Origin of the sequence: Azoarcus sp. DN11, from assembly GCF_003628555.1 — a bacterium.
GTDB lineage: Bacteria > Pseudomonadota > Gammaproteobacteria > Burkholderiales > Rhodocyclaceae > Aromatoleum.
The window spans coordinates 4,298,086-4,312,207 of sequence record NZ_CP021731.1; the positions used below are offsets into that span (position 1 = coordinate 4,298,086).

At 62.7% G+C, this 14,122-nt stretch carries 17 protein-coding genes; all 17 read left to right on the top strand.

Annotation, left to right across the window (positions count from 1 at the left end):
• The 17 genes from CDA09_RS19960 (at nt 1) to CDA09_RS20040 (ending at nt 14,121) form a co-directional block, all read left to right on the top strand.
• Nucleotides 1-681 carry a response regulator transcription factor gene (locus CDA09_RS19960; protein WP_121430242.1) on the top strand — a complete coding sequence of 227 codons (681 nt, stop codon included), beginning with the start codon at nt 1-3 and terminating at the stop codon, nt 679-681.
• 309 nt (nt 682-990) lie between these two features.
• Nucleotides 991-1,419 carry a response regulator gene (locus CDA09_RS19965; protein WP_286164260.1) on the top strand — a complete coding sequence of 143 codons (429 nt, stop codon included), beginning with the start codon at nt 991-993 and terminating at the stop codon, nt 1,417-1,419.
• A gap of 211 nt (nt 1,420-1,630) precedes the next feature.
• Nucleotides 1,631-2,566, top strand: coding sequence for a phosphatase PAP2 family protein (locus tag CDA09_RS19970; protein ID WP_121430243.1), 936 nt, complete (start codon nt 1,631-1,633; stop codon nt 2,564-2,566).
• Nucleotides 2,567-2,823: 257 nt separating this feature from the next.
• Entirely contained in the window at nt 2,824-3,444 is a 621-nt protein-coding gene (locus tag CDA09_RS19975) for a methyltransferase family protein (protein ID WP_121430244.1), read from the top strand.
• Nucleotides 3,445-3,588: 144 nt separating this feature from the next.
• Nucleotides 3,589-3,768 carry a Flp family type IVb pilin gene (locus CDA09_RS19980; protein ID WP_121430245.1) on the top strand — a complete coding sequence of 60 codons (180 nt, stop codon included), beginning with the start codon at nt 3,589-3,591 and terminating at the stop codon, nt 3,766-3,768.
• Between the two features lie 123 nt (nt 3,769-3,891).
• Complete coding sequence (locus tag CDA09_RS19985) at nt 3,892-4,065, top strand: Flp family type IVb pilin (protein WP_121430246.1); 174 nt, start codon at nt 3,892-3,894, stop codon at nt 4,063-4,065.
• Nucleotides 4,066-4,151: 86 nt separating this feature from the next.
• A complete protein-coding gene (locus tag CDA09_RS23775; RefSeq protein ID WP_353616623.1) occupies nt 4,152-4,244 on the top strand; it encodes a Flp family type IVb pilin in 93 nt (30 codons plus the stop codon).
• A 104-nt stretch (nt 4,245-4,348) separates the two neighbouring features.
• Entirely contained in the window at nt 4,349-4,918 is a 570-nt protein-coding gene (locus CDA09_RS19995; protein WP_121430247.1) for an A24 family peptidase, read from the top strand.
• 22 nt (nt 4,919-4,940) lie between these two features.
• On the top strand, nt 4,941-6,248 hold the full coding sequence (locus tag CDA09_RS20000; protein ID WP_121430248.1) for a DUF8689 domain-containing protein: 1,308 nt from the start codon (nt 4,941-4,943) through the stop codon (nt 6,246-6,248).
• A gap of 126 nt (nt 6,249-6,374) precedes the next feature.
• Nucleotides 6,375-7,238 (top strand): Flp pilus assembly protein CpaB, encoded by an 864-nt coding sequence (gene cpaB / locus CDA09_RS20005; RefSeq protein WP_121430249.1) that lies wholly within the window; start codon nt 6,375-6,377, stop codon nt 7,236-7,238.
• Nucleotides 7,239-7,328: 90 nt separating this feature from the next.
• Nucleotides 7,329-8,996 carry a type II and III secretion system protein family protein gene (locus tag CDA09_RS20010; RefSeq protein ID WP_121430250.1) on the top strand — a complete coding sequence of 556 codons (1,668 nt, stop codon included), beginning with the start codon at nt 7,329-7,331 and terminating at the stop codon, nt 8,994-8,996.
• Between the two features lie 10 nt (nt 8,997-9,006).
• Nucleotides 9,007-9,288 carry a pilus assembly protein gene (locus tag CDA09_RS20015; protein WP_121430251.1) on the top strand — a complete coding sequence of 94 codons (282 nt, stop codon included), beginning with the start codon at nt 9,007-9,009 and terminating at the stop codon, nt 9,286-9,288.
• Between the two features lie 31 nt (nt 9,289-9,319).
• Nucleotides 9,320-10,636 (top strand): pilus assembly protein TadG-related protein, encoded by a 1,317-nt coding sequence (locus CDA09_RS20020; RefSeq protein WP_164844446.1) that lies wholly within the window; start codon nt 9,320-9,322, stop codon nt 10,634-10,636.
• An 11-nt stretch (nt 10,637-10,647) separates the two neighbouring features.
• Nucleotides 10,648-11,097, top strand: a complete 450-nt coding sequence (locus CDA09_RS20025; protein ID WP_121430253.1) for a TadE/TadG family type IV pilus assembly protein — start codon at nt 10,648-10,650, stop codon at nt 11,095-11,097.
• Nucleotides 11,094-11,543, top strand: a complete 450-nt coding sequence (locus CDA09_RS20030; protein WP_121430254.1) for a TadE family protein — start codon at nt 11,094-11,096, stop codon at nt 11,541-11,543. The genes CDA09_RS20025 and CDA09_RS20030 overlap by 4 nt, the downstream gene beginning before the upstream one ends.
• A gap of 31 nt (nt 11,544-11,574) precedes the next feature.
• A complete protein-coding gene (locus CDA09_RS20035; RefSeq protein ID WP_121430255.1) occupies nt 11,575-12,732 on the top strand; it encodes a CpaE/TadZ family protein in 1,158 nt (385 codons plus the stop codon).
• A 36-nt stretch (nt 12,733-12,768) separates the two neighbouring features.
• Entirely contained in the window at nt 12,769-14,121 is a 1,353-nt protein-coding gene (locus CDA09_RS20040) for a TadA family conjugal transfer-associated ATPase (protein WP_121430256.1), read from the top strand.
• Nucleotide 14,122: the final 1 nt, after the last annotated feature.

Here is a 14,122-nt window from a genome sequence, read left to right on the forward strand (position 1 = left end):
ATGATCGATGTCACCGAACGCACCATTCAAGTATTCCTGGTCGATGACCATCGCGCCACCCTGTGGGGGCTGGAACGCCTCATCGGCGCGGCCGAACGCATGCACCTTGCGGGCAGCGCGACCAGCATCGCCGAACTGCTCGCCTCCCCCGCCAGCTGCAACGCCGACGTCATCGTCATCGATCTCGATCTCGGCGGGACGGATTCGAGCGAATCCTTCGCCGAACTCCTGCACGTCTACGGCGCGAAAGTCCTCGTGCTGACGGGGTCTCGCGACCTCGACACCCACCGCCGCGCCGTGCTCGCCGGCGCCCGCGGCGTCGTGCGCAAGGAAGAGCCGGTCGACGTGCTGCTGCGCGCGATCGAGAAGGTCCACGAGGGCGACGTGTGGGTGAACCGCGCACTCATCGGCGACATCATGAACATGCTCACGGGCAGCAAGAAAGCCGCCGCGCCCGACGACGCCCGCATCGCCACGCTCACGTCCAAGGAACTCGAGGTCATCGCCGCCGTCGTCCGCCGCAAGGGCGCCAAGAGCCTCGTCATCGCCGACGACCTCGGCATCAGCGAACACACCCTGCGCAACCACCTCACCACGATTTACCACAAGCTCGAAGTGCATGGCCGGCTCGAGCTGTACGTGTACGCGAAGGAACGAGGCATCGGCGCGGTTGCGCAGTAAGCAACCCGCTGCTCGGCTGCGGGATCGGCATCCGCTTTCCGGTCGTCAATCTCACCGACCGCGCCGACCGACTCGACACCCTGCTCCTTGACGCCCACCCGTTCGCGCTCGTCACCGCCGCCCCCCGTTCGCCCTGAGCCTGTCGAAGGGCACTGGCAGAGCTTCGACAGGCCCAGCCCGAACGGCATCGAGTTGCCGGGTCAATAACCCGACCTCGCGCGCTCCCGCATCCGGGTAGTTTGTCATGGGCGCCCCGCGCGCATCCTCCCATGGGCGAAACTACCCGATTCACGATATGTTGGACGCACCGTGGCCAATGCCGCACGCGTGGAGCACGCCGCCGTGCCCTGCCTCACCCTCGCCCCTCCGATCGAAGTCCTGCTGGTCGATGACCAACGCGCGATTCTCGCGGGTGTCGCGGCACTGATTGAGAGCGAGGAGCCTGCGATGCAAGTCGCCGCACGCGCTACCTGTGTGCGCCAGGCACTCGACCTGGCATGCAGCATACAGCCGGACGTGATCGTGCTCGACGTCAATCTCGGCGGAGACGATGGGCTCGCGCTGATCCCTCCGCTTCTGAGCTTCTGCACTGCGCGAATTATTGTATTCACCTGCCTCACTGACCCGGAAGTCCGGACCCGCGCCCTGAGTCTCGGCGCCTGCGAATTTGTCTCGAAAGCCGTAGCAGGCAGTGCACTTATCGCGGCAATTCGCAAGGCAATGCCGCCTGCAGGGTAAATCGCGCCGGCACGAGGTAGTGGGGCAAATGTCATAGACGGTCAGGATGCATCGAACTACCACGACCGGGCGGATCTGGCGATGCCCTTCCCCCGAAACTGCTGCATCCTGACGGCGAACAGTCATTTCGGCGTCCGCGCATTCGAAATCGACACGCGTAACGCCAATCCAGCCGGCCCGCGGCGCGCGGCATGACGCAAAGGCAACGATAATGAGTAAAAAACAGTCGTTTCTACGAAGATTCCCAGAACCACTCGCGATCCTGGCGCTTCTGGCAGTCGACGCGACATGGATCGCATTGACAGGAATCGAATTTCGCAATTACTCCAACACCGTCATTGCAGCATCCGCGCTACTGATCGTCTCCATTTTCTATGGCGTCACTGCGCGGAGTCGACGTCTTTCGGAAATGAGCTATTACGGAGCCCTGTGGGTCAGCTTCAGCGCAACCGGCGCCGTCTTGACGTACTTGGCCGCATACATGCGCGTACCGCTGCACGATGCGCAGTTCGTCAGCCTTGACGCTGAAATGGGGTTTCATTGGCTTGCCTGGCTCGACTTGATCCACCGACACCCGGTCATCGAGACGCTGCTGACCGCGGCCTACTACAGCCTGTTCCTGCAAATATTCGGATCGATCGTGATTTTTTCCCACCATGAACGAAAGAATCGCAACTTTGAATTGTTCTGCACTTCTTCTACTGCGCTTGTGATTACCTCTGCGGCCGCTTATTACTTTCCTGCCGCGGGCGCATTTCATTATTTCAATATCGATCTGGAGCGCGCGGTTCACTTGCCCCATCTCCTTGCACTAATTGAAGGCACGAGAACAAGCTTCTCGTTTACCGAGATGCAGGGAATCGTCACATTTCCCTCTTTCCATGCCGCAATGGCCATCATCTTTATTTATGTTCATCGCGGCCATCGCATATTATTCCCTTTGCTCGCCACGCTGAATGTTCTCATGCTGATTGCCACGCCCATCAACGGCGGCCACTATCTGGTAGATATTATTGCGGGCAGTCTCGTTGCAGCGGCGTCAATTGCGATACTGCGGTATTCGTTGTCCGATCTCCGTGGCGCACCGAAAACCGCACTGCAACCCCAGGAAGTCGGCGTGGCAGAAGCATCGCCAACAGCCCTTTAGAGCAGGCCGTTGAAAAACGCATATCGAAGGCGAAATACCCTTTTCCGGCTGAGTCCACAGGTGAAGCCGAAAGCCCCGAAGACCTTTCCGGGCGGCAAGACAGCTCGCAGCATCCACGCGCCATGACGTCCCGCACGAGTGACAACTGTCACGTTTCGATCGGGTGAAGGTGACCAGTCCGGCCAGTCGCATTGAAGGATGTGGCGATCGGACTTTCGCACCATGATGGTGATGTAACGCCTCCGGAGGTCAGCAAAATGACGCGCATTTCACAAATCATCGCATCGCCACGGATGCAACTCGTCAGCGGGATCAGTCTCGCCGCGTTGTGGCTGGTTTTCGCAGTGGCGCACCTGACGACTTTCAAGCTCACCGGCAAGGTCAGCCTGCTGACGTTCGCCTTGGCCGAAACACTTATCGCGGGGTTCTTCCTGCTTCGCCCGCCGCCGAGGACCGTCACCACCAATCCCCCTGAGTTAGCCGCTGCCGCGCTTGGAACGTTTCTCCCCCTGCTTCTGCGCCCGACCACTGACACGCCGTTGCCATTTTCAGAATTGGGTTTAATGGCCGGATCCGGTTTTCTGATTGCCGGCGTCCTGTCGCTGAACCGAAGTTTTGCACTGATCCCCGCCTTGCGCGAACTCAAGACCGAAGGGATGTATCGCCTCGTACGCCATCCGATCTATCTCAGTTACCTGATCACGTACTCCTGTTATCTGACGGCCAACTTCTCGGTCGAGAACTTGGCCATCGTTTGCGGAAGCGCGCTCCTGCTCCTCACGCGCGTGCATTTCGAGGAGAGGCATCTCGCCAAGACCCCGGAGTATCGGGCCTATCAGGCGCGTGTCCGCTGGCGGCTGATCCCGTTAGTTTTCTGATCGCCTGCAGCGCAATACTGCCCATGACAACTGTCCCCCTCCCCCCCGTTCCATATGACTAGCTGCGCAGGGCGTAATCGCGGATGTCATCGCGCGCAAGCGCCCTTAATCTGGAATCACGAATTCGCCGGTCAGGAGATGCAGATGAAGGCCACGCAATGCGGAAGGGCGATCAAGGTATTCCTGACGGAACAGGACGGCGTCACGGCGATTGAGTATGCGCTGTTGGGAGCCCTTATTTTTTTTGTAATCGTCGCGGCGGTGACGCTGGCCGGAACCGACCTTTCGACCTTGTTTGCGACGGTGGCCGGCCTGATCCCCTGACGACACGCGTTGCGCCAGGCTGGGCGTCAGTTCGCACAAGAAACTTCCGGAACGGGTTCCCCGCTTCGGAGTGGTAGCCGGGGACCCGGCGGAGTTGTTCTCTCGTACAGACGGAGGTTTGAAATGAAAGCACTCGCACAATTCGTTCGTGATGAAGAAGGCGTGACGGCGATTGAGTATGGCCTGATTGCTGCGCTGATCGCAGTGGTGATCATCGCGAGCGTGACAACCGTCGGCACCAAACTCGTCGCGGTATTCACCTCCATCTCGACCGCCCTTGTTCCGGCGGCAACCTAAAAAACTGAGCGCACGCGGAACGGGAACGGTGTTCCCGTCTCCGCTGGCCACCAGCAAATCCGAGATTTCTTGCGAGGGACAAAACCATGCGCAAGCAATTCGTCCAGGATCAGGAAGGCGTGACCGCAATCGAGTATGGGCTCATTGCTGCCTTGATCGCAGTGGTGATCATCGGGTAACAACCGTCGGCACCAAGCTCGACGGCGTCTTCAGCACGATCGCCGCCTCACTTCAACACGTCCGCCTCTGCGCCCCAGGGGCATGATCCAGAGGGAGAAGGGAAATGAACGTGGGGCTTGCACTGCTCCTCGGCACACTTGCAGTCGCCGTGTTGGCGGACCTGCATGCGCGCAGGATCCCGAATCTTCTCGTGCTGAGCGGCTTGGTGAGCGGCGTGATCTTCCACGGCCTCACAACATCAACCGAAGGGATCCTGGGTCCGTCGTCTCAGGCAATCACCGTATCGTTCGCCCTCGCCGGCATCGCCGTCGGCTTCGCGGCGCTGCTTCCCCTCTACGCCCTGCGCGCGATGGGAGCCGGCGACGTCAAGCTGATGATGATGGTCGGCGCATTCCTCGGGCCGCTGCAGACGCTCGGCGTCGTGGTGCTCACCTTCGCTGCGGGGGGCGTGCTGGCGATCGGCATGGCCTTGTGGCAGCGCTCATTCGCGCAGCTCGTGCTGAACCTGCGCTTCATCCTGACCACCAGCGCTGTGCGTGCCGCCGGCGGTGAAAGCCCCCGATTCGAACCGCTGCAGCAGACCGCCGGCCGCATGCCCTACGCGGTCGCGATTGCTGCGGGCACCCTCCTCCAACTCTACCTGGTCCGCTCCGGCGGCTGGGCCTTGAGTTGATTCGACCATTCGGAGCCCCGTCATGAATGCCCCCAACCGCGCCCAGGTGATCCCCCTTGACGAATCCGCGCCCTTCCCGCGCGCACCGCGCACGCTGGCGGAAACGGGACTGCCGCTGTTGTTCCTCGTCGAGCTCGCGGCGAAGCTGCTGTTCGTGCGCGGCCAGATGCGGCTTACGGAACTGGCGCAGCGCCTGCATCTTGCCACCACCGTGCTCGATGGCCTGCTCGCCTTCATGCGCGCCGAACGGATTTGCGAGGTGATGCGGCGCGGCGAAACCGATGGCGACGTTCTGTATGAACTCACCGACGCGGGCCGCGCCCGTGCCACGGAGTACCTGGGGCGCTGCAAGTACGCCGGCGCCGCACCGGTAAGCCTCGCCGCCTACGTCGCCCAGGTCGGGCGCCAGTCGGTGACGAAGATGCACGTGACGAAGGAAGGCGTGAACGAGGCCTTCCGCGGCCTGATCATCAACCCGGAAGTGCGCGACCAGCTCGGCGCGGCAATGGGCTCGGGGCGCGCGATGTTCCTGTACGGACCCGCGGGCGCGGGCAAGACCTACCTCGCCGAGCGCCTGTCACTGCTGCTGGAAGGCGACATCGCCGTGCCGCACGCGATCTTCGTCGATGGCGAGATCATCCAGGTGTTCGATCCGCTGATCCATGTGCCGGTCGACGACGCGCGCCGCCCTGCCAGCCTCGACAACCTGCAGCGCCCCGATCCGCGCTGGGTGCGCTGCAAGCGCCCCGTCGCAATCACGGGCGGCGAGCTGACGCTGCACATGCTCGACCTCGACTACGACGCAACGACCGGCTTCTATCAGGCGCCGCCGCACGTGAAGGCCAACAACGGGCTGTTCGTCGTGGACGACCTCGGCCGCCAGCTGATCAAGCCGGAGCAGCTGATGAACCGCTGGATCGTGCCGATGGACCGGCACCACGACTACCTCGCGTTGCACAGCGGCACCAAGTTCACGCTGCCCTTCGACGTGGTGCTGGTGTTCTCCACCAACCTGATGCCGTCCGAAGTCGCCGACCCCGCTTTTTTACGTCGGCTTGGTTACAAAATTCACATCGGACCGATGAATGAGGAGCAGTACCGAGAAATATTCACTTACGTTTGCGCGGAGCGTGACGTACCTTACGACGAAACAGCCTTCCGGACGCTGCTGACGGATTACCACAAGACATATGACCAGCCGCTGCTGGCGTGCTACCCGCGGGACATCATCAACCAGATCGCGGATCTGGCGCGCTATCGCGGCGAGCCCGCGAGATTGACTCCGGAAGTATTGCACTGGGCCTGGCACAACTACTTCGCATCCCGCTAAGGCTCGGTTTGAAGGGAGGCGCCGGCGATTGCTCTGGCGATCGCGGCACCGACTGAAGCGCCCGGCGAGCGGGCATTTTACGGGGCGGGCGGCAACGGCTGACGACCCGGAAACAAGGGGACTCACATGAAGACCAAAGGTCTCGTCTTTCTCTTCGTCGCGATGGTCGCCGGGCTTGCTGCCGTTGTCCTGGGAACAAGGTGGTTGCAGTCGAAGGCCGCCAGCGATGGCAACCGCATTGCCGTCGCGGCGATCGAGCTGCAACTCGGTGGCCGCGTCACGCGTGAGGCGGTCCGTTTGGTCGACTGGCCGTCGGGGAGCGTGCCGAACGGCGCCTTCAATGACCTCGCGAAACTCGACGGACGCGTCGCAATCACCGGCATCCAGCCGGGCGAACCGATCCTCGAATCGCGTCTCGCGCCGGTTGGAACCAAGGGTGGCCTCTCGGCCGTGGTGCCGGAAGGAAAGCGTGCGATCACGGTGCGCGTGAACGACGTCGTGGGCGTCGCGGGCTTCGCGCTGCCCGGCAACTACGTCGATATCCTGGTGAACACCGAAAAGGTCGGCGACCGCGCCAACGACAAGGATCAGATGATCTCGAAGATCGTGCTCGAACGCATCCTGGTGCTCGCCGTCGCACAAGAGGCCAATCGCGACGAGACCAAGCCGAAGGTCGTCAATGCGGTAACGCTCGAAGTCACCCCCGAGCAGGCCGAGCGGCTGGACCTTGCGCGCAGCGTCGGAAACCTGTCGCTGGTACTGCGCAACCAGGTTGACGCCAATCCCACCGACACCGCCGGTATCACCAAGGCGATGCTGCTGCGCACTGCGGCGCCCGTTCCTCCGGCACCGGCGCGGACGCCGGTCAAGGTCGCCGTTGCCCCGCGTCGCCCGACGGCCGCGAAGCCGCAACCCGCTCCCTCGGCCCCGCGCTCGGACGCCTGTGTCGAAGTGATCCGCGGCGTGAACAAGGTTACCGAATGCTTCTGACAACCGGCAGCACAACCCAGTTCAGGAACGGATCTGTGCGATTGCCGGAGGAAAAGCTTATTCAAACCTGCATCGACGCATGAGGACATCATGACCACCAACAAGAACAAGTCGAGTCTCCAGAACGCGGCGTATGGCTTGTCAATGGCAGTCGCACTGATGGCGGCGGGAGCGCCTCAAGCGGCGACCAACACCGCGCCGGCGAAGAGGCCCGTCGCCACGACGTCTGCCGGCGGCTCGCCCTGCGGGCGTGTCGAAATCGCGCCGATGGTGACGGTGCCGGTCGGCAAGTCGACGGTGATCCGCCCGCAGATGCCGGTCACGCGCATCCTGCTGGGCAACCCTGGCGGTACGGCGGGCATTCCAGGCGGCGGAACAGAGCCTCCTGAAACCATAAGCATGTCCAAGCCGGCGAATCAAAGCGCCGATTACGCTCAAGGCGCAGGAAAACACACAAAGCGCACCATCATCGTCGAAGAAACCAATAATCAGAAAGACGAAGGCCGCCCCGGCGTTGCGCAGGTCGACGTGCTGCTGCTGAGCCCGAACGAGATCTACCTGCTCGGCAAGACGGTCGGCTCGACCAACGTCGTGCTGGTGGATCGCTCCGGTGGCTGCACCGCGCTGGACGTGACGGTCGCGATGGACGTGACCTCGGTGCTGGGGGCGCTCACGGCACTGCTGCCCGAAGAAAAAGACATCAAGGTCAGCTCCGCCTATGACTCGCTCGTGCTCAGCGGCACTGTCAGCGACGCGACCAAGGTCGACCGGGCCATCGACATCGCGACTGCCTATGTTCGCGACGGTGGCGGCGGTCAGGGCGGCGGCGGTCAGGTTAAACGATCCCCCCGCGTAATCAACATGCTTCAGGTCGGCGCGCCGCAACAGGTGATGCTCGAAGTCAAGGTCGCGGAAGTGTCCAAGACCGTGGCCGAGAAGATGGGCGTGCGCGTGTCCGGCAGCTCCACGACCAGCGGGGTCGTGTACAACGTCGTGTCGGATTTCCTTTCCGGCGGAAACGGCCTGATCAACATCATCCGGCGCGGAAGGGATACCCGCGTCACCCTGGACGCACAGAAGGACGACGGGCTCGTGAAAATCCTCGCCGAGCCAAATGTCATTGCCATAAGCGGACAGGAAGGAAGTTTCCTTTCCGGCGGCAAAATCTTCATCCCGGTCGCTCAAAGCAATACCAACGGTGCACAGACGATCACCCTCGAGGAAAAGGAATTCGGCATCGCGCTGAAATTCACTCCCACGGTGCTCGCAGGAGGCCGCATCAATCTGAAGGTCGCGCCCGAGGTATCGGAACTCAACCGCGATGGCATCGGTATTAGTGCACCGGGAGTCAATGGACAGGCGATCCTCCCCTCGTTCACGACCCGGCGCGCCACCACCACGGTGCAACTCCACGACGGCCAGAGTTTCGCCATCGGCGGGCTGATCAAGAACAATGTGACCACCAACATCAAAGCCTTCCCCTTCCTCGGGGAAATCCCGATCCTGGGCGCCCTGTTCCGCAGCACCGATTTCCAGACGGATCGTTCGGAGCTCGTCTTCGTCATCACCCCACGCCTGATCCGGCCGCTGCCTGCGGATTACCAGCTTCCCACCGACAACTTCATCGACCCCGGACGTGCCGATGTGCATTTGCTCGGCCGCATGGAAGGAACGTCACGGCAGCAGGAACCGAGTGCGGCAGCCGAGGCGGTCCCGCCCCAACCCGCCCCTGCAGCGGGTGGTTTTGAAACCCGATGAGGATGCGAACATGACCAGCCAGACCACAATCGTTTTCGCGGCAGCTGTCGCGGCAATCCTCGCGGGCTGCTCCACCACGCCGAATTGGGACGCGCATTTCGGCGAGCCGGTAAGCATCATCACGGCGCAGCAGGTGATCGACCCCGGCGCATCCCGCAACACGGCGCCAGTAAACGGCGTCGATGGCAAGGCCGCGCAGGGTGCGATGGGGGAATACGAGCGGAGCTTCGCAAAGCCGCAAACGGAACCCACGACATTCACGATCGGCGTTGGCGGGAAATCAGCGAAGTGATGTCATCGGAAGACTGACAGGGGCGACGATCATGGCTTACCAACCGGTTCCGGTTCGCACACAGCGCGGCTCAGTGGCGATCATCACGGCACTCGCCCTCGTCGTCCTGGTCGGATTCGCCGGACTTGCGCTCGATGGCGGCCATCTCTACCAGACCAAGACCGAATTGCAGAACGCTGCGGATGCCTGTGCGCTGGCCGCTTCCTACGAATTGAGCGGGACCCCGATCCCCGCCGACAACTTCACGCGGGGCGAAAACGCAGGCAAGACGGTCGGCACCGAAAACCGGGTCGACTTTCAAGGTGGCCGCATCAAGGCGGCTGACATCACCGTTTCCTTCGGCCCCTCGCTCACGGGCCCTTGGGTATCGGCCTTGTCGGCAACGGGAACATCGAAGTACGTGCAATGCACGGTCACCCAAAGCGGTATCGCTCCTTGGTTCATGCAGGTGCTGGGCTTCGGCAATCAGACTGTCAACGCACTCGCCACGGCGACCCTCTCACCTTCACAGAACAACTGCGCGATTCCGATGGGCCTGTGCACGCCCCCCGGTTCGTCTGCGCCGAACTACGGCTACGTGAAAGGCAATTGGTACTCCATGAACTTCAAGGAGAGCAACGGAGGCACGACGGCGAATCTGACGGGCAACTTCCGTTGGGTCGACTTCGATCCGAGTGCATCCACCCCGGGCTGTTCCGGCGGGGGGGCGCAAGAACTCGCATGCTTGTTCAAGGGAGCCGGACAATGCAGTCTTCCGCCGAACGGCCCGGCAACCTGCCCGACCTCGGGTAACTCAACGCCGATCCCCGGTTGCGTAGGCCAGGCCGGTAACGTGGACTCCCTCGCGAAGGCATTCAACAGCCGATTCGGGATCTGCCAGGGAGGCGGATGCACCGATGACGATCTCAGGAACGCACCGCCCGACTTCAGCGGCTATGGATACACGTCAGCGAACTGGGCGCTCGGGCGCAACGCATACGCGGGTTCCTCTGGAGGGACCCCGAACTTCAGGAGTGCGCGCGCATCGCACCTCCCCGTGGAAAGTTCGATGAAGCCTTCAGGTACAGGCTCGGCCACAACTACACAATTGACCAGCTTCGGCGCCGATCGGCGACTGGTAACGATTCCGTTCCTGGATTGCAGCGGATTCGCCAGCGGTCAGCATGCACCGATTCGTGGCTATGCGTGCGTTCTCCTGCTGCATCCGTACGACAAAGTATCCGGCAACGTGGTGGTCGATGCGGAATACCTCGGCGCCTCGAACGAGCCTGGAAGTCCCTGTGCAACATCCGGAGCGGTCGGAAGCGCAGCATCGGTCGGGCCGCTCGTACCGGCCTTGGTCCAGTGAGGGAGCGAGCCATGCGCCGTTACATGCGAGGTGTCGCTGCAGTCGAATTCGGGTTTTTGCTGATCCCTCTGGTGATGCTGGCATTCGGAATCACCGAATTCGGGCGTGCGATTTACACGTACAACACACTGACAAAGGCCGTGCGCGACGCAGCCCGCTACATGACGTCGAAGGCGCCCGGCGACGCCACGGAACACGCTATCGCGAAGTGCATGGCGGTGTTCGGCAGCCCCGTCTGCAGTGGCCAGGCGCTGGCCCCGGGGTTGGCCACCACGATGGTTCGGACTTGCGATGCGATTCTGACCTGCCCGGGTGTAGAGAACACGGTGCTTACGGGATCCGGGACGATCAACACGGTCACCGTAATGATAACGGGCTATCCGTACGACTCGTTCGTCGAGTATGTCATGCCCGACATCACCTTCGGCAACATTGCCGTCACCATGAGGTCGCAACTATGACGGCACGCACATCGAATGGCGGGAACCGGCAGCGTGGCACCACCGCAGTGGAGTTTTCGATCGTCGCCCTGGTGTTCTTCACCCTCCTCATCGGAATCATGGAGATGGGTCGCCTTCTCTGGACCTGGAATGCTGCCGTCGAGGCCACACGGCTCGGGGCTCGGCTCGCTGTCGTATGCAGCATGAACGATGGGGCGATTGCGTCACGCATGCGGGGCATGCTGCCCGCGCTCGCTGTCGCGAACATCGACATCGACTACCTCAATCCGCCCTTCGCGGACAATACCTGCACGGTCGACAACTGCAAGGCTGTCAGGGTCCGCCTGACCGGTTACACGCACGCCACAGTGATTCCGCTCGTGCCCCTCTCGCTGCCGATTCCGCCTTTCCAGACGACCCTGCCGCGAGAGGGAATGAACAGCATCGGCAACCCCTTGTGCAGTTGATCAGACGCCGCCCGAGTATTGGAGCACCACCATGAAAATCAGGATCCTCTCCGATAGCCACGACAATGCCGAGCGTCTGCGCGTGAAATTGGCCGAGACAGCCCCCCCGATGGATATCGCCATCGGTCATGCGACATCCAGCGATCCGATCGGCGCAGTCAATGGGACCGTACCCGATGTGGTCGTTCTCGATGCCTTCAGGTCTGGCGCGATCACACAACTCGAAGTTCTGACGCAACGCTACCCGCAGATCGACCCCATCGTGATCACCGCGGATACGTCGTCCGAATTCCTGCTCCAGGCGTTCCGCGCAGGCGTGCGCGAGGTGCTACCGATGTCACCATCGCCTGAAGCGTTGCGGGCCGCATTGACCCGTATCACTCGCAAGCGTGGCGGCACCGCGGCCGCAGATGGCAAGATCCTCGCGCTGACCTCCTGCAAGGGCGGCAGCGGTGCGACCTTCCTCGCGACGAACCTCGCCTGGATCCTCGCCTCGTTGCACGGCAAGCGCGTCGCGCTGATCGACCTCAACCTGCAGTTCGGCGATGCGGCGATGTACATCACCGACCAGAAGCCGGCGAGCAACCTCGCGCAGGTATGCCAGCAGATCCACCGGCTGGATGCGGCCTTCCTGGCGTCGGCAATGATCGAGGTCGCACCCGGTTTTCACCTGCTCGCTGCGCCCGACGACCCGGCTCACGCGACGGACGTGCGCGCCGAGCACGTCGACGCGATTCTCAAGCTGGCGCGCGCCAATTACGACTTCGTCATCGTCGATGTCGGCCGCTCGCTCGACGCGGTGAGCCTGCAGCCCTTCGACATGGCCGACATGATCTTCCCGGTGGTGCAGCTCACGCTGCCGTTCATCCGCGAGGCGAAGCGGCTCGTGCAGGTGTTCCTGTCGCTCGGTTACCCGATGGCCAAGGTCGGGCTGATCGTCAATCGCCATCTCAAGAACAGCGACATCAGCCTGGATGACCTCGAACGGACGGTCAATGCCAAGCTGTTCAAGGCAGTGCCGAACGCTTACGAGGCCGTCGCGGCGTCGGTGAACCAGGGGCAGCCGATTGCGCGGCTGGCGAAGGGCAGTCCGGTGACGAAGGCCCTGCGCGAGATCGCCGAAGCGCTCGATACCGAAACCGAAAAGACGAGCAAGAACTGGTTGTCGCGCCTGTTCGCCGCCCATTGAGGCCGGCGTCGGACACCGTGAGCAAGGGGATACGACATGAATTTGCGCGAACGCCTGGAATCGGCCGCACCGGAAGCGGGGCTGCGCCCGCAGACCCCCGCCGACAGCGGGGCCGCCAGGGCCTATCAGGACCTGAAGATGCGCATCCACCAGCTGTTGCTGTCGCGCATCGACCTCGAGGCGATGGAAAACCTCGCCCCGGACCGTTTACGCGAAGAGCTGCGGCTGATGGTCGAGCGCCTGCTCGCCGAGGAAAACGTCGTCGTCAATACGAATGAACGGCGCGACCTGGTACGCGACATCCAGTACGAAATGCTCGGCCTGGGCCCGATCGAGCCGCTGCTCGCGGACCCGACCGTGTCCGACATCCTGATCAACGGTTCGCAGCAGATCTATGTTGAACGTCACGGCAAGATCGAGCTGACGAACGTCACCTTCAGCGACGACGCGCACCTGATGAAGATCATCGACAAGATCGTGTCGCGCGTCGGGCGCCGCGTCGACGAGTCGAGCCCGATGGTCGACGCGCGCCTGCCGGACGGCTCGCGCGTGAATGCGATCATCCCGCCGCTCGCGCTCGACGGGCCGGTGGTGTCGATCCGGCGCTTCGCCGCCGTGCCGCTGACGATGGTGAAGCTGATCGACTTCAAGACGCTGACGGCGCCGATGGCCGAACTGCTGGCGGGACTGGTGCGGGCCAAGGTCAACATCCTGATCTCAGGCGGCACGGGCAGCGGCAAGACGACGCTGCTGAACATTCTCTCGGGCTACATCCCCACCGACGAGCGCATCGTGACCATCGAGGACGCGGCGGAACTGCAACTGCAGCAGCCCCACGTCGTGCGCCTGGAGACGCGGCCGCCGAACATCGAGGGCAAGGGCGAGGTGACGCAGCGTTCGCTCGTGCGCAACGCACTGCGCATGCGGCCTGACCGCATCATCCTCGGTGAGACGCGCGGCGCCGAAGCCTTCGACGTGCTGCAGGCGATGAACACCGGCCACGAGGGCTCGATGACGACGGTGCACGCGAACACGGCGCGCGACGCGCTCGGACGCATGGAGAACATGGTCGGCATGTCCGGCGCCAACCTGCCGCCCAAGGTCGCGCGCAACCAGATCGCCAGCGCAATCGGCGTGATCATCCAGACCAACCGGCTCACCGACGGCAAGCGCAAGCTGACGAGCATCCAGGAGATCACCGGCATGGAAGGGGACGTGATCACGATGCAGGAAATTTTCGCCTTCCGCCAGACCGGCATTTCCGACAAGGGCGCGGTCGAAGGCTACTTCACCGCAACCGGGGTACGCCCCCATTTCGCGGACCGCCTGCGCTCCTTCGGCATCCGCCTGCCCGAAGAGATGTTCAATCCGGGCCGCCGCTTCGAGTGAG